This window comes from Pseudomonas sp. SCT, from assembly GCF_003864275.1.
Classification (GTDB): Bacteria; Pseudomonadota; Gammaproteobacteria; order Pseudomonadales; family Pseudomonadaceae; genus Stutzerimonas; species Stutzerimonas stutzeri_AE.
Genome location: NZ_BDJA01000004.1, coordinates 58,410 through 73,193 on the forward strand (window position 1 = coordinate 58,410; position 14,784 = coordinate 73,193).

Below are 14,784 nucleotides of genomic sequence, written 5' to 3' on the forward strand. Positions count from 1 at the left end.
CGGACATCGCGCCAGCCCCGCAGCACAACCACGGTTTTTCGGACTCCTGATGCTTCCACGCTCATCCACCATCCCGCCCGGCCTGGCCCGCATGGCAGGCCTCGCCTTGCTGCTCGCCGGGCTGGCCTATCCGTTCGCCGTCTACTTCGGCATCGAGCACCTCTCGCCGCGGGTATTCGCTGCGCTCCTCGGGGCGCTCTGGCTTGCCCGCCTACTGAGCAGCGAGCGCGCCGCCAGCCGCGGCACGGCCGCTGTCGCGCTGCTGTTCTGCCTTGCCCTGGCGCTACTCGATGACGGTGTCCTGCTGCGCTGGTATCCGGTCCTGATCAACGCCGCCATGCTTGCGCTGTTCGCCGGCAGCCTGTTCGTCGGCATGCCAGTGATCGAGCGTTTGGCGCGGCTGCAGGAGCCCGATCTGGCGGAAGCCGGCGTGCGCTATACGCGGCAAGTGACCAAGGTCTGGGTGGGCTTTTTCATCTTCAACGGCACCATCGCCGCCGCCCTGACGCTGTGGGCGCCGCTGGCCTGGTGGACGCTGTACAACGGCCTGATCGCCTACGGCCTGATGGGCCTGCTGTTCGCCGGCGAGTGGCTGGTGCGCCAGCGGGTCAGAGGCCGCCCATGAGCTGGATTGCCCTGTGTGAACTACTGACTTCAGGCGAATCGCGCCCGGTAACCGATGCCCCCGCGCTGTCGCTCGGCCAGGTGCAACAGCAGGCGCTGCAGCTGGCCGGTGGGCTGCAGCGACGCAATGTGCGCAGCCTGGCCGTGCACCTGGAGGATGCCGCGCAGCTGGCGATCGCCCTGCTCGGCGCCTGGCGCGCCGGGGCCCGTGTGCTGCTGCCGGCAGACCTGCAGCCGGCGAACCGTGAGCGCCTGGATGCACAGGCCGAGCTGTGGCTGACCGATCTGCCTGGCGATCACAGCCTGACGGACTTGTTGGGCGAGCCTTTGGGCGCCGCCGAGCTCGACCCACAACTGCTCGGCCTGACGCTCTGCACCTCCGGCTCCAGCGGCCAGCCCAAACTGATCGACAAGCGCCTGGTGCAGCTCGCCCATGAGGTCGAGACGCTGGAAGCGCTGTGGGGCGTCGATCTTGGAGCTGCCAGCGTGATCGGCAGCGTCGCCACACAGCACATCTACGGCCTGCTGTTCCGTGTGCTCTGGCCGCTGTGCGCCGGCCGTCCCATGCTGCGCCGCGCCCTGCCGTTCGCCGAGGACATGCAGCGGGCCAGCCGTGAACAACCGGCGTTCTGTTGGGTGGCCAGTCCCGCCCTGCTCAAGCGCATGGGCGACAACCTCGACTGGCCGGCGCTGCGCCAGGTGCGTCGGGTGTTCTCCTCCGGCGGCCCATTGCCAATCGAAGCCGCGGAGCTGCTGCAACAGCGCCTTGGCCAGTGGCCTACCGAGATCTACGGCAGTTCGGAAACCGGCGGCATCGCCTGGCGCCAGGGCGGCGAGCTGTGGCAGCCGCTGCCGGGCGTCGAGCTCGGCCAGGACGATCACGGCGCGCTGCGCGTGGCCTCGCCCTGGCTCGCTGGCGGGCACGTTGAACAGACCGCCGATGGCGCCGAGTTGCACGCCGATGGCCGTTTCGCCCTGCGTGGCCGGCTGGATCGCATCGTCAAGCTGGAAGAGAAGCGCGTTTCGCTGCCGATGCTGGAAGGCGCGCTGGCCGAGCACGCCTACGTCAGCGAGGCCCGCCTGGGCGTCATCCAGGAGCAGCGGGCCTATCTCGGCGCGTTGGTGGCGCTGAGCGAGGCTGGCATATTCGCCCTGCGCAACCAGGGGCGGCGCGCCGTCACCCAGGCTCTGCGCCAGCATCTGAACGACCACTGCGAAGCATTGGCCCTGCCGCGACGCTGGCGCCTGCTGCATCAGCTACCAGGCAATGCCCAGGGCAAACTGCCCCAGGCCGAACTCGACGCCCTGCTGCTGGCACCGCGCCCGCGCGAACCGGAGCGCCTGCAGCAGCAGTGGCAGAACGACCACTGGCAGATCGAGCTGCGCGTGCCGCTGGACCTGGCGCACTTCAGCGGCCATTTCCCGCGTACGCCGGTGCTGCCGGGCGTGGTGCAGATCGAATGGGCGATGGACCTCGCGCGCGAATTGTTCAACGACTTGCCGCCCCGCTTCGCCGGCATGGAAGTGCTGAAGTTCCAGCAGCTGGCTCGCCCGGGTGATCGTCTGGAGCTGAGCCTGCGTTTCGATCATGAGCGCGGAAAGCTGTACTTCGCCTATCACAACGCCGGCAAGCCCTGCTCGTCCGGCCGCATCCTGCTGGGAGTTCGTCCATGACCACGCTGAATCCCCTGCCGCCTGTAGTGGGCCAGCCGTGCACCAGTGCGACGCTCGCCCCGCCGGTCGAAGACGACTGGTTCAAGCCCTGCGCGGTGATTCCGGTCTACAACCACGAGCGCAGCCTGCCCGCTGTGGTCGCCGCGCTGCGTGCGGCGGATCTGCCCTGCGTGCTGGTGGATGACGGCTCCTGCCCAGCCGCTGCAGCGGTTATCGACGAGCTGGCGGAGCAGGCAAGCGTCTTCCTGCTCCGTCATTCGCGCAACCAGGGCAAGGGCGGCGCAGTGATCAGCGGCCTGCGCGAGGCGCGACGACTGGGCTTCAGCCATGCGCTGCAGGTCGACGCCGACGGCCAGCACGACCTGTCCGGTGTCGAGCTGTTCCTCGACCGCGCCAGCCAGGCGCCGGATGCGGTGATCTGCGGCTATCCGCGATACGACGCCAGCGTGCCCAAGGGGCGCCTGTATGCCCGCTACCTGACCCATGTCTGGGTCTGGATCAACACCCTGTCGCTGGCGATCCGCGACTCCATGTGCGGCTTCCGTGTCTACCCGCTGGAGCCAACGTTGGCGTTGCTCGACCGCGTGCGCCTGGGCCGGCGCATGGATTTCGACACCGAGATCCTGGTGCGCCTGCACTGGCAGCAGCAGCCGATGGTCTGGCTGCCGACGCGGGTGCATTACCCGGCCGATGGCGTCTCGCACTTCCGCCTCTGGCTGGACAACGCACTGATCTCCGCCATGCATGCCCGGCTGTTCTTCGGCATGCTGCTGCGCGCGCCAAAACTGCTCGCCCGGCGTCTGCAACGATGAGCGAAGCCCCAGTGCCCTCGCATTGGGCGGCGCAGCGCGAGCGCGGCAGTTTCGCGCTGATGCGCCTGACCGCCTGGGCGGTACGGGTCCTGGGTCGGCGTACCATGGCGCCGCTGCTGTATCTGATCGTGCTGTATTTCTACCTGTTCGGCCGCAGCGCCCGGAACAGCGCGCGCCAGTATCAGGGCTACCTGGCGCGCTGGAGCGGTCGCGCCGAACTGCAGCCGAGCACGCGCTCGGTCTATCACCAGTTCATGAGTTTCGCCGAAGCGCTGTTGGACAAGCTGGATGTCTGGAGCGGGCGCGTCGGGCGGGAACGCCTGGTGATCCACGACCCGGCCAACCTGCACGCCAGCCTCGCCGGGCCGCGCGGTCAGCTGCTGGTCGGCTCGCACCTGGGCAATCTGGAGATCTGCCGGGCACTGGCCGAGATCGGCGGCGAAGTAAGGATGAACGTGCTGGTACACACCCGTCACGCCGAGCAGTTCAATCGGCTACTGGACCAGTCCGGCGCCGACAACCTGCGGCTGATCCAGGTCAGCGAGCTGGACCCTGCGACCATGCTGCAGCTGTCCCAGCGCCTGGAGCGCGGCGAGTGGCTGGCCATCGCCGGTGATCGGGTGCCGCTGCACGGCGGGCGCACCGCCATGGCCGACTTCCTCGGTCAGGCGGCAGCTTTTCCCCAGGGTCCCTGGCTGCTCGCCGGCCTGCTGGAGTGCCCGGTGAATCTGCTGTTCTGTCTCAAGCAGGACGAGCACTTCCATGTGCATCTCGAACCATTCGCCGAACGCATCCGCTGGCGCCGCGCCGACCGCGAAGCGGTGATCGCGCAAGCAGTGCAGCGCTACGCCGACCGCCTCGCCGCGCGCTGCCTGGAGGCGCCGCTGCAATGGTTCAACTTCTATCCCTTCTGGAACACACAGGACCCGCGTCGTGACTGAGCCCGTGATCTTTGGCGAAAACCTTCTGCGCATCGAGGACGTGCTGGCCGTGGCGCAGCGCCGAGCGCCGGCACGGCTGCAGGCGGACGAGGCCTTTCGCAGCCGCATAGCCCGCGGCGCACAGTTTCTCGACACCCTGCTGGACCGCGAAGGCGTGATCTATGGTGTCACCACCGGCTATGGCGACTCCTGCGTGGTGGCGGTGCCGCTGCATCAGGTCGAAGCGTTGCCGCAGCACCTGTTCACCTTTCACGGCTGCGGCCTGGGCAAGCTGCTGGAGGCCGAGGCCACCCGCGCGGTGCTCGCCGCGCGCCTGCGCTCGCTGACCCATGGCATGTCCGGCGTACGCATCGAGCTGCTGGAACGCATGCAGGCATTTCTCGAGCACGACGTGCTGCCGCTGATTCCTGAGGAAGGCTCGGTTGGCGCCAGCGGCGACCTGACGCCGCTGTCCTATGTCGCCGCCGCTCTCGCCGGCGAGCGCGAGGTGCTGTATCGCGGCGAGCGCCGCAGCGCCGCCGAGGTGCACCGCCAGCTGGGCTGGACGCCGTTGACGCTGCGCCCCAAGGAGGCGCTGGCACTGATGAACGGCACCGCGGTAATGACCGGTCTCGCCTGCCTGGCCTACGCCCGCGCCGATTATCTGTTGCAGCTGGCAACCCGTATCACCGCGCTGAACGTGATCGCCCTGCAGGGCAACCCGGAGCATTTCGACGAGCGCCTGTTCGCCGCCAAGCCGCACCCGGGTCAGACCCAGGTCGCCGCCTGGATTCGTCAGGACCTGGCAATCGATGCTCCCGCTGCGCCGCTGCATCGATTGCAGGACCGCTACTCCATCCGCTGCGCACCGCATGTGCTCGGCGTGCTGGCCGACAGCCTGGGCCTGCTGCGCCAGTTCATCGAAACCGAACTGAACAGCGCCAACGACAACCCGATCATCGATGCCGACAACGAGCGCGTGCTGCACGGCGGACACTTCTACGGCGGGCATATCGCCTTCGCCATGGACAGCCTGAAGAATCTGGTGGCTAATGTCGCCGACCTGCTCGACCGCCAGCTCGCCCTGCTGGTCGACACACGCTACAACCACGGCCTGCCGAGCAACCTCTCCGGCGCGCCGGCCGCCACGGCGATGATCAACCATGGCTTCAAGGCGGTGCAGATCGGCACCAGCGCCTGGACTGCCGAGGCGCTGAAAAACAGCATGCCGGCCAGCGTCTTCTCGCGCTCCACCGAATGCCACAACCAGGACAAGGTGAGCATGGGCACCATCGCCGCCCGCGACGCGCTGCGCAGCCTGGAGCTGAGCGAGCAGGTCGCCGCGGCCACGCTGCTCGCCGCCCAGCAGGGCGTCTGGCTGCGCCAGCGCCAGGAAGACGCGCGCCCGCTGCCCGCACCACTGGCGGCCATGCACAGCGAACTGGCGGAGACCTTCCCCCCGCTGATCGAAGACCGCGCGCTGGAAGGCGAACTGCGCCTGTGTCTCGCGCAGATCCGCAACCGGCACTGGAGGCTTTATGCGTAAGGACGGCGTACTGCAGGCCGAGGTCGAGATGCTCGTGCCGTTCTTCGACGTCGACTCCATGGACGTGGTCTGGCACGGCCATTACGTCAAGTACTTCGAAATCGCCCGCTGTGCGCTGCTCGAGCGTATCGGCCACAACTATCAGCAGATGCGCGACGCCGGCTATGCCTGGCCGATCATCGACGTGCAGCTGCGCTACATGCGCGGCGCCCGCTTCAACCAGCGCATCGTGGTGCGCGCCGACCTGGTGGAGTGGGAGAACCGCCTGAAGATCAACTACCTGATCCGCGATGCCGAAACCGGCGAGCGCATGACCCGCGGCAGCACCGTGCAGGTCGCCGTGGAGATCGCCAGCCGCGAGATGCTGCTCACCTCACCACGAGTCTTCGTCGACGCGGTGGAGCGCGCACTGGCATGACGTCCTTCAAGAAATGGCTGGCCGCCACCGTCCTGCTGATGGTTGCCAACACCGCCATGGCGCAGCCCTTCGACCTGCCACAGCTCGCCGAACAGTTGAGCGGGCCGGCCGTGGTACGTGGCGACTTCATTCAGGAAAAGCATCTCCGTGCCCTGCCGCAGCCGCTGACCAGTCACGGCCAGTTCGCCCTGTCCCGCGACCACGGCCTGCTCTGGCTGCTGCAACAGCCGATCCGCCAGGACTATCGCATCACGCCTGAGGGGATCGCGCGGCGCAATGAGAATGGCTGGCAGGCGGTTGACCCGCAGGGCGGTTCGGCCCGGCAGAATCAGCTGTTCCTCGCCGTGCTGAGCGGGGCCACCCAGGCCCTGCAGCGCGACTTTCAACTCGAGCTTAGCGGTGCAGCCACGGCCTGGCGGTTGCAACTGACGCCACGCGGCGCGCTGCTCAGGCAGATCTTCGCTGACATCGAGATCCACGGCGGTGAGACGGTGACTCAGATCGAGCTACACGAAGCCCAGGGTGATCGCACGCTGATCCGTCTGCTCGACAGCCAGACCGACGTCGCTCTCACGGCCAGCGAGCAGCGCGATCTTGCCGACTGAGCCGCTGCAGCCCCAGCGCTGGCCGGCCGCGCTGTTCTGCCTGGCGCTGCTCGGCCTGCTGGCGCTGAGCGCCTGGCAATGGCGCGATGGTCCGCCGCTGAGCGCCAACCTGCTGCAGCTGCTGCCCAGCGACAGCCACGACGCGCTGGAACAGCTGGCGACCGAGCGCATGCAGGAGCCGCTCAAGCGCGACCTGATGCTGCTGATCCGGCATGACGACGAGCGTGAAACCCAGCGCCTGACTGAAAGCCTGGCAGCCGAACTGCGTGGCAGCGGGCTGTTCGCGCAGGTACGCGAGCGGGTGCAGCCCGATCTGCCGGCGGTCGCCCGCCAGCTGCGCGAGCAGTCCCTCGGATTACTCGACGATACCGAGCGCCAGCAGCTCATCGAACATCCCGCGCGGTTCGTCCAGCAGCGCATCGAGCGCCTCTACGACCCGTTCGCCGCCAGCCCGCTGCCGCTCGAACAGGACTGGTTCGGCATCGCCGGCCTGGCCCTGCAACGGTTGCCGCAGCTGGGCAACCTTCGCACCGGTGGCGATGGCCATCTGATTGCCGAGCACGCCGGTCAACGCTGGGCCGTCGTGCACGCGCGCACGCAGGGCGATGCGTTCGACGAGCGCCTGCCGCAACAGGTAGCGGCACTCGTCGAGACCGCCCGCAGCGCTGTCGAAACCGCCGGCGGCGAACTGCTCGCGGCCGGCGGTGTGCTGCATGCCGCCCATGGTCAACGCTCGGCCCGCGCCGAGGCGAGCCTGATCGGCAGCCTGTCGCTGGGTGCCACGCTGCTGCTGTTGCTCTGGCTGTTCCGCACGCCGCGCATCCTGCTAGCCGCGTTGCCGGTACTGGTCGGTGCGCTGGCGGGGGCGGCCGCCTGCGTCGCGCTGTTCGGCCAGATGCACGTACTGACGCTGGTGCTCGGCGCCAGCCTGATCGGCGTCAGCCTGGATTTCCCGCTGCACTACCTGTCCAAGAGCTGGACGCTGCAGCCCTGGCACGGCTGGCGCGCACTTCGTCTGATCCTGCCCGGGCTGGCGCTGGCCCTGTTGACCAACCTGATCGGCTACCTGGCGCTGGCCTTCACGCCGTTCCCGGCACTGACCCAGGTGGCGGTGTTCTCCGCCGCCGGGCTGCTCGGCGCCTTTCTCTGCACAACTTGCCTGCTGCCCGTGCTGTTCAGCGGCCATCTGACTCCTTGGCCGCACCCGCTGGGTTGGGCGCAGTGCTGGCTGCAGCTGCGTCAGACCCTGCTGGCCCGCATCGGGACTCCCTGGCTGCTGGCCGGCCTCGGACTGTTCTGCCTTGGTGGCGTGCTGCAGTTGTCGTTCAAGGATGACCTGCGCCAGTGGGTCAGCCGCGCGCCGCTACTGCAACAGCAAGCCGAGCGTATCGGCACGATCACCGGCTTCCAGCCCACCAGTCAGTATTTCCTCGTGCGTGCCGCCGATGCCGACGCCCTGCTCGAGCGTCAGGCCGAGCTGAGCCGCCGCCTGGACCCTCTGCAGACTGAGCAGCGGCTGGGTGGCTACCTCGCCCTGAGCCAGCTGGTTGCACCGACTGCCGAACAGGCCCGCCTGCGCCCCGCCCTGGCGCAACTGCTCGCCGCCAGCCAGCTGCTAACGGCGCTTGGCGTCGACGTCCACGCCCTGCGGACCGAAATCGAGCGCCTGCAGGCACAACCACCGGTGACCCTCGAGGCGGCGCTGGCTGGCCCGTTGGGCGAACCCTGGCGCGCGCTCTGGCTTGGCAAAACGGACGACGGCGTCGCCGGGCTGATCAGCCTGCAGGGGCTGCGCGACGGTGCTGCCCTTGAGCAGATCGCCGAAGGCGTGCCCGGCACGACGCTGGTCGACCAACCGGCCCGGCTCAACCAGCTGTTCGCCGCGACCAAGCTGCAGGCCGGCGAACTCAAGCTGCTCGCCAGCCTGCTGATCTTTGCCCTGCTCTGCATCCCCTTCGGGCCGCGCGGCGCCCTGCGCTGCCTGGCCGTGCCGCTGCTGGCCGCCCTGGCGAGCCTGGCCAGCCTCGGCTGGCTCGGTCAATCACTGACTCTGTTCGGCCTGTTCGGCCTGTTGCTGGTCACCGCGATCGGCGTGGATTACGCCATTCTGATGCGCGAGCAGGTCGGCGGCGCCGCGGTCAGCCTGGTCGGCACCCTGCTGGCGGCCACCACCACCTGGCTGTCGTTCGGCCTGCTGGCGGTGTCCAGCACGCCGGCAGTGAGCAACTTCGGCCTCACCGTCAGCCTCGGCCTGGCATTCAGTTTTTTCCTGGCCCCCTGGGCCATCCATCAGCAAGACACACCAGCACAGGCAGGGAGGCCGTATGGCGCCGCTTGAGACGCAACACCGTGAAGTCGTGATCATCGGAGCCGGCCCGTCCGGCGCAATCGCCGGCGCGCTGCTCAAGCGCCAGGGCCACGACGTGCTGATCGTCGAACGCCAGCGCTTTCCGCGCTTCTCCATCGGCGAGAGCCTGCTTTCGCATTGCCTGGACTTCATCGAGGAAGCCGGAATGCTCGAGGCGGTGCGCGCGGCGGGGTTCCAGACCAAGCACGGCGCGGCCTTCGGCTGGGGCGAGCGCTACACGGAATTCGATTTCCGCGACAAGTTCACCGCCGGCCATGGCAGCACCTATCAGGTCCAGCGCGCCGACTTCGACAAGCTGCTGGCCGACCAGGCCGAGCTGCAGGGTGTGGAGATTCGCTACGAGGAAGAAGTCACCGCGGCGGATTTCAGCGGCGCGCGGCCCTGGCTGCAGGTTCGTCGGGCCGATGGCAGCGAATACCGCGTCGATGCCGCCTTCGTGCTCGATGCCAGCGGCTATGGCCGGGTACTGCCGCAGCTGCTGGACCTGGAGGCGCCGTCGGGCTTCCCGGTGCGCCGGGCGATCTTCACCCATATCGAGGACCGCATCGACGATCCGCGTTTCGACCGCGAGAAGATCCTTATCACCACCCATCCCGAGCTGCGCGATGTCTGGTACTGGACCATCCCGTTCAGCAACGGCCGTTGTTCGCTGGGTGTGGTCGCCAGTGCCGAGCGCTACGAAGGCCGGCCGGTGAACCTCGATGCCTGCCTGCGCGAATTCGTCCAGGAGGCACCGAACCTCAAACGCATTCTGCAGAACGCTGAATGGGACACCCCGGCGCGCCTGATCGGCGGCTACTCGGCCAACGTCAAGAGTTTGCACGGTCCGGGCTTCGCCCTGCTGGGCAACGCCGCCGAGTTCCTCGACCCGGTGTTTTCCTCCGGCGTGACCATCGCCATGCGCTCGGCACACATGGCCGCCGCCGTGCTGCATCGCCAGCTGAGCGGCGAAACAGTGGACTGGGAACGCGAGTTCGCCGCGCCACTCAAGCGCGGCGTCGATACCTTCCGAACCTACGTGGAGGGTTGGTACGATTGCAGCTTCCAGGACGTGATCTACTACGAACACGCCCAGCCGGAGATCCGCCGGATGATCAGCTCGATCCTCGCCGGCTATGCCTGGGACGAAAAGAACCCCTATGTCGCCGAACCCAAACGCCGTCTGCGCGTACTGGCCGAACTCTGCTCGGCCGGTGCCGACGCGTGAGCGGATTGCAATGAGGCGACTGCTGCTCGGCCTGTGCTTCGTGCTGCTGGCGGGCTGCGCGGCGCGCCCACCGCTGCCGGTAACCACGCCAGCGCTGGACATTCCGCTGCAGCTGCATGTGCAGCGCCGGGGCAGCGAGCCGGTCGACTGGCTGCTGGTGATCCAGCGCGAAGGAACATCGCTGCGCTGGTCGCTGCTCGACCCGCTGGGCATTCCGCTGGCGCGCCAGCAGTTGCACAACGGCGCCTGGCACGCCGACGGGCTGCTGCGACCCAATCCGGAGGCGCGCGAGCTGTTCGCCGCCCTGCTGTTCGCCCTGACCGACCGCGACCAGCTGGCCGCGCTGTATGGCACCGCGGCCGAACAGCCCGGCGCGGGCGAGCGCCGGCTGCGCCAGGGCGACGGCCTGCGCTGGCAGGTCCACTATGGATCCGCACAGAGCTTCGAACTCGACGTGGCGCCGGGGCTGACCTATCGTGTCGCCCCCTTGCCCGACTCGACCGGAAGCCAACGATGACCGCCTACCTCGACGCCCTTGGCGTGATCTGCGCGCTCGGCAGCGGCAAGGCCGAGGTAGCCGGACGCCTGTTCGCCGGCGACACCTCCGGCATGCAGCCCCATCCGCAGCCGGTGGCCGGTCGACGCTTGCCGGTGGGCGCGGTCCGCTGCGCACTGCCGGCATTGCCCGGCGACGATCCACGTCATGCGACCCGCAACAACCAGCTGTTGCTGGCTGCCGCGCAGGAAATCGAAAGGGATATCCGTACGGCAATCGCCCGTTACGGCCAGAGTCGTATCGGCGTGGTCCTGGGCACCAGTACCACCGGCATCCAGGAAGCCGCGCAAGGTATCGCCGGCCTGCTGAACAACGGCGCCTTTCCACCCGGCTATCACTACGGGCACCAGGAACTGGCGGCGCCGGCGAGTTTTCTCGGCGAATGGCTGCAACTGGCCGGCCCCTGCTATGCCATCTCCACCGCCTGCACCTCCAGTGCACGCGCCCTGCTCAGCGCCAAACGTCTGCTCGACGCCGGCATTTGCGATGCGGTGCTCTGCGGCGGTGTCGACAGCCTGAGCGACCTGACCTTGCAAGGCTTCACCGCGCTGGAGGCCACCAGCGAGTCGCTGTGCAATCCCTTCTCGCGCAACCGCAACGGCATCAACATCGGCGAGGCGGCGGCGCTGTTTCTGATGACCCGCGAGCCCGCTGAGGGCGCCATCGCCCTGCTTGGCGGCGGCGCCAGCTCCGATGCCTACCATATCTCCGCCCCCGAACCACAAGGCCGCGGCGCGCTGGCCGCCATGCGCCAGGCACTGGCCACTGCCGACTGCACGCCCGAACAGATCGACTACCTCAACCTGCACGGCACCGCCACCGCGCACAACGACGCCATGGAAAGCCAGGCCGTCGCCACGCTGTTTCCTCAGGGCGTCGCCTGCTCTTCGAGCAAGCCGCTGACCGGCCATACCCTCGGCGCCGCCGGCGCGCTGGAGGCGGCATTCTGCTGGCTGGCGCTGTCGCGCTTCAACGCCGATCAGCAGCTGCCACCGCACCGCTGGGACGGCCAGCCGGACCCGGACCTGCCGCCGCTGCGCCTGGTCACGGCCGAGCTGCGGATGGATAGAGCCGCGCCGCGACGGCTGATGAGCAACTCCTTCGCCTTCGGTGGCAACAATATCAGCCTGATCCTGGGAGACGCGCCGTGATCGATTGGCCCCTCGCCGAACTGCTACCCCACGCTGGCGACATGATCCTGCTCGACGCTGTCGAGCGCTTCGATGAAGACAGCGTGGACACTCACCTGCTGGTACGCGCCGACGGCCTGCTCAGCGCGGCCGACGGCAGCCTGCCGGCCTGGGTCGGCGTCGAGATCATGGCGCAGAGCGTCGCCGCCTTCGCCGGCTGCCATGCACGCCAGGCCGGCGAGCCGGTCGCCCTCGGCTTCCTGCTCGGTACGCGCAACTACCAGTGCAATGTCGAAACCTTCCCGGTCGGCGCCCGGCTGCGCGTCCGTGCCACCCGGTCGCTGCAGGACGACAACGGCATGGGCGTCTTCGAATGTCATCTCGACGGCCCCGGCATCCATGCCGAAGCGCGTCTGAACGTGTTCCGCCCGCCCGAAGTGGCGAGCTACCTACAAGAGTCTGCCCCATGAGTGAAACCGTCCTCGTCACCGGCTCCAGCCGCGGCATTGGCCGCGCCATCGCGCTGCGCCTGGCCCGTGCCGGCCATGACATCGTGCTGCACTGCCGCTCACGCCGCGACCAGGCCGAAGCGGTCCAGGCCGAAATACAGGGGATGGGTCGCAGCGCACGCATCCTGCAGTTCGACATCGCCGACCGTGTCGCCTGCCGTCACGAGTTGGAAGCCGATGTCGAAACCCACGGCGCCTATTACGGCGTGGTCTGCAACGCTGGTCTGACCCGCGACGGTGCCTTCCCGGCGCTGAGTGACGACGACTGGGACCAGGTGCTGCGCACCAACCTGGACGGCTTCTATAACGTGCTGCACCCCCTGACCATGCCGATGATTCGCCGTCGCCAGCCGGGGCGAATCGTCTGCATCACCTCCGTATCCGGCCTGATCGGCAACCGCGGCCAGGTCAACTACAGCGCGTCCAAGGCCGGCGTCATCGGCGCCGCGAAAGCGCTGGCGGTGGAGCTGGGCAAGCGCAGAATCACCGTCAACTGCGTTGCGCCGGGGTTGATCGATACCGAGATGCTCGACGCCGAACTGCCTATCGAAGAAATGCTGAAGATGGTTCCGGCACAGCGCATGGGCACGCCGGAAGAGGTCGCCGGTGCGGTTAATTTCCTCATGTCCGCCGAGGCGGCGTACATCACCCGGCAGGTCATCGCCGTCAACGGAGGGCTGTGCTGATGAGCGGCAGACGTGTAGTCGTCACCGGCATGGCCGGCATTACCTCGCTGGGCAGCGACTGGGCAAGCATCGAGGCCAATTTCAGCGCCAACCGCAGCGGTATTCGCCGCATGCATGAATGGGATCGCTTCACCGAGCTGAACACCCGCCTGGCGGGTCCTGTGGATGATTTCGCCGTGCCGACGCACTGGACGCGCAAGCAGCTGCGCAGCATGGGCCGCGTGTCGCGGCTGTCGGTGCTGGCTGCCGAGCGGGCACTGGCCGATGCCGGCCTGCTAGACGATGCTTCGATCCGCGATGGTCGCATGGGTGTCGCCTGCGGTTCCTCCACCGGCAGTACCGAGGAGATCAAGGCCTTCGGCAACATGCTGCTGAATTCAGTGGCCGACGGGCTGAATGCCAACTCCTACATCCGCATGATGCCGCACACCACGGCGGCCAACATCAGCATCTTCTTCGGCCTCACCGGCCGGGTGATCCCCACCTCCAGCGCCTGTACCAGCGGCAGCCAGGGCATCGGCTACGCCTACGAGGCGATCAAGTTCGGCCGCCTGCCACTGATGCTGGCCGGCGGTGCGGAGGAGCTGTGCGCCACCGAGGCCATGGTCTTCGATGCGCTCTACGCCACCAGCCTGAAGAACGACGCACCGCATACCTCGCCGCGCCCCTACGACAGCGGACGTGATGGCCTGGTGATCGGCGAAGGCGCCGGCATGCTGGTGCTCGAGGAGCTGGAGCTCGCACTGGCGCGCGGCGCGACGATTCATGCCGAGCTGGTCGGCTTCGGCAGCAATGCCGACGGCCAACACGCGACCAAGCCCGAGCAGCTGACCATGCGCCGGGCCATGGAGCTGGCCCTGGAAGATGCCGGCCTCGCACCGGCGGCCATCGGCTACGTCAACGGTCATGGCACCGCCACCGAGCAGGGCGACATCGCCGAAACCCAGGCGACCCAGGCATTGTTCGGCAGCGGCATGCCGATCAGCTCGCAGAAATCCTTTCTCGGCCACACCCTGGGCGCGTGCGGTGCGCTGGAATCCTGGTTCAGCATCGAGATGATGAACCGCGACCGTTATATCCACACGCTCAACCTGGACGAGGTCGACCGGCGCTGTGGCGATCTCGATTACCTGCGGGATGCGCCGCGTGCCATGCAGCACGAGTACGTGATGAACAACAATTTCGCCTTTGGCGGGATCAACACCTCGCTGATCTTCCGTCGCTGGGCCTAGCGCTTCACCCACCAACCGCAAGGAAAAAGCCGATGAAAACAACCGCATGGATAGGCGCAGCGCTGGCGCTTCTGATGCTACCCGGCATCAGCCAGGCCCGTGACACCACCCACTACCTACCCTTCGACGCCGTGGTGGCTGAAGCCACCCAGGCCGGCCGCCTGGATGGCAGCGTCAAGTTCTACCTGGCCGGCAAGACGCCGGGCAATGCCAAGGTCGTGCGCAGCGGCGTGAGCACCAGCAAGAAGACCAACGCTTTCAACAAGACCGACGAAGGCGCCTGCAGCTGGGCCCTGCAATCGGCGTTGATCGCCATGCAGCAGGCCGCCAAGGCTGCCGGCGCCAATGCGGTGGTGAACATCGCCAGCAACTACAAGCATGTCGAGTACAAGGACAGCGCCAAGTACGAATGCCATGCCGGTGCCATCATGGCTGGCGTCGCGATCAAAGGCGATCTGGCCAACGTCAAGTAAGCGTCCCCTGCCGATGCGCTGGGC

At 67.8% G+C, this 14,784-nt stretch carries 15 protein-coding genes; all 15 read left to right on the forward strand.

The window, feature by feature from the left end; translation table 11 throughout:
* Positions 1–49 precede the first annotated feature (49 nt).
* Genes BHD08_RS11380 through BHD08_RS11450 form a run of 15 tightly spaced genes read left to right on the forward strand, consistent with a single transcriptional unit; the run spans position 50 to position 14,760 of the window.
* Entirely contained in the window at positions 50–625 is a 576-nt protein-coding gene (locus tag BHD08_RS11380; protein WP_256678668.1) for a hypothetical protein, read from the forward strand.
* Complete coding sequence (locus tag BHD08_RS11385; RefSeq protein WP_125022353.1) at positions 622–2,298, forward strand: acyl-CoA synthetase family protein; 1,677 nt, start codon at positions 622–624, stop codon at positions 2,296–2,298. Before BHD08_RS11380 ends, BHD08_RS11385 begins: the two co-directional genes overlap by 4 nt.
* Positions 2,295–3,110 (forward strand): glycosyltransferase family 2 protein, encoded by an 816-nt coding sequence (locus BHD08_RS11390; protein WP_125022355.1) that lies wholly within the window; start codon positions 2,295–2,297, stop codon positions 3,108–3,110. Before BHD08_RS11385 ends, BHD08_RS11390 begins: the two co-directional genes overlap by 4 nt.
* Positions 3,107–4,051: a glycosyl transferase gene (locus BHD08_RS11395; protein WP_125022357.1), complete on the forward strand. Its 945-nt coding sequence runs from the start codon at positions 3,107–3,109 to the stop codon at positions 4,049–4,051. The genes BHD08_RS11390 and BHD08_RS11395 overlap by 4 nt, the downstream gene beginning before the upstream one ends.
* Positions 4,044–5,576 (forward strand): histidine ammonia-lyase, encoded by a 1,533-nt coding sequence (gene hutH / locus BHD08_RS11400; protein WP_015278360.1) that lies wholly within the window; start codon positions 4,044–4,046, stop codon positions 5,574–5,576. The genes BHD08_RS11395 and hutH overlap by 8 nt, the downstream gene beginning before the upstream one ends.
* Complete coding sequence (locus tag BHD08_RS11405; RefSeq protein WP_125022359.1) at positions 5,569–5,994, forward strand: thioesterase family protein; 426 nt, start codon at positions 5,569–5,571, stop codon at positions 5,992–5,994. The genes hutH and BHD08_RS11405 overlap by 8 nt, the downstream gene beginning before the upstream one ends.
* Positions 5,991–6,599, forward strand: coding sequence for an outer membrane lipoprotein carrier protein LolA (locus BHD08_RS11410; RefSeq protein WP_125022361.1), 609 nt, complete (start codon positions 5,991–5,993; stop codon positions 6,597–6,599). Before BHD08_RS11405 ends, BHD08_RS11410 begins: the two co-directional genes overlap by 4 nt.
* The gene (locus tag BHD08_RS11415) at positions 6,589–8,937 is read left to right on the forward strand and encodes an MMPL family transporter (RefSeq protein WP_125022363.1); all 2,349 of its coding nucleotides are present in this window, start codon (positions 6,589–6,591) and stop codon (positions 8,935–8,937) included. The genes BHD08_RS11410 and BHD08_RS11415 overlap by 11 nt, the downstream gene beginning before the upstream one ends.
* The gene (locus BHD08_RS11420) at positions 8,924–10,174 is read left to right on the forward strand and encodes an NAD(P)/FAD-dependent oxidoreductase (RefSeq protein ID WP_125022365.1); all 1,251 of its coding nucleotides are present in this window, start codon (positions 8,924–8,926) and stop codon (positions 10,172–10,174) included. The genes BHD08_RS11415 and BHD08_RS11420 overlap by 14 nt, the downstream gene beginning before the upstream one ends.
* A 10-nt stretch (positions 10,175–10,184) precedes the next feature.
* Positions 10,185–10,691: a DUF3261 domain-containing protein gene (locus tag BHD08_RS11425; protein ID WP_125022367.1), complete on the forward strand. Its 507-nt coding sequence runs from the start codon at positions 10,185–10,187 to the stop codon at positions 10,689–10,691.
* Positions 10,688–11,881 (forward strand): beta-ketoacyl-[acyl-carrier-protein] synthase family protein, encoded by a 1,194-nt coding sequence (locus BHD08_RS11430; protein WP_125022369.1) that lies wholly within the window; start codon positions 10,688–10,690, stop codon positions 11,879–11,881. The genes BHD08_RS11425 and BHD08_RS11430 overlap by 4 nt, the downstream gene beginning before the upstream one ends.
* Positions 11,878–12,330 (forward strand): hotdog family protein, encoded by a 453-nt coding sequence (locus BHD08_RS11435; protein ID WP_125022372.1) that lies wholly within the window; start codon positions 11,878–11,880, stop codon positions 12,328–12,330. Before BHD08_RS11430 ends, BHD08_RS11435 begins: the two co-directional genes overlap by 4 nt.
* Positions 12,327–13,055, forward strand: coding sequence for a 3-oxoacyl-ACP reductase FabG (gene fabG / locus BHD08_RS11440; protein ID WP_015278368.1), 729 nt, complete (start codon positions 12,327–12,329; stop codon positions 13,053–13,055). Before BHD08_RS11435 ends, fabG begins: the two co-directional genes overlap by 4 nt.
* Positions 13,055–14,287, forward strand: coding sequence for a beta-ketoacyl-ACP synthase (locus BHD08_RS11445; RefSeq protein ID WP_125022374.1), 1,233 nt, complete (start codon positions 13,055–13,057; stop codon positions 14,285–14,287). The genes fabG and BHD08_RS11445 overlap by 1 nt, the downstream gene beginning before the upstream one ends.
* A 32-nt stretch (positions 14,288–14,319) precedes the next feature.
* Entirely contained in the window at positions 14,320–14,760 is a 441-nt protein-coding gene (locus BHD08_RS11450; RefSeq protein WP_015278370.1) for a hypothetical protein, read from the forward strand.
* The last annotated feature ends 24 nt before the right edge of the window (positions 14,761–14,784 follow it).

Bases quoted from the DNA above. Each gene is read 5' to 3' on its own strand.
- BHD08_RS11380 (WP_256678668.1), top strand. From the start codon at position 50: ATGCTTCCACGCTCATCCACCATCCCGCCCGGCCTGGCCCGCATGGCA.
- BHD08_RS11385 (WP_125022353.1), top strand. From the start codon at position 622: ATGAGCTGGATTGCCCTGTGTGAACTACTGACTTCAGGCGAATCGCGC.
- BHD08_RS11390 (WP_125022355.1), top strand. From the start codon at position 2,295: ATGACCACGCTGAATCCCCTGCCGCCTGTAGTGGGCCAGCCGTGCACC.
- BHD08_RS11395 (WP_125022357.1), top strand. From the start codon at position 3,107: ATGAGCGAAGCCCCAGTGCCCTCGCATTGGGCGGCGCAGCGCGAGCGC.
- BHD08_RS11405 (WP_125022359.1), top strand. From the start codon at position 5,569: ATGCGTAAGGACGGCGTACTGCAGGCCGAGGTCGAGATGCTCGTGCCG.
- BHD08_RS11410 (WP_125022361.1), top strand. From the start codon at position 5,991: ATGACGTCCTTCAAGAAATGGCTGGCCGCCACCGTCCTGCTGATGGTT.
- BHD08_RS11420 (WP_125022365.1), top strand. From the start codon at position 8,924: ATGGCGCCGCTTGAGACGCAACACCGTGAAGTCGTGATCATCGGAGCC.
- BHD08_RS11425 (WP_125022367.1), top strand. From the start codon at position 10,185: ATGAGGCGACTGCTGCTCGGCCTGTGCTTCGTGCTGCTGGCGGGCTGC.
- BHD08_RS11430 (WP_125022369.1), top strand. From the start codon at position 10,688: ATGACCGCCTACCTCGACGCCCTTGGCGTGATCTGCGCGCTCGGCAGC.
- fabG (WP_015278368.1), top strand. From the start codon at position 12,327: ATGAGTGAAACCGTCCTCGTCACCGGCTCCAGCCGCGGCATTGGCCGC.
- BHD08_RS11445 (WP_125022374.1), top strand. From the start codon at position 13,055: ATGAGCGGCAGACGTGTAGTCGTCACCGGCATGGCCGGCATTACCTCG.
- BHD08_RS11450 (WP_015278370.1), top strand. From the start codon at position 14,320: ATGAAAACAACCGCATGGATAGGCGCAGCGCTGGCGCTTCTGATGCTA.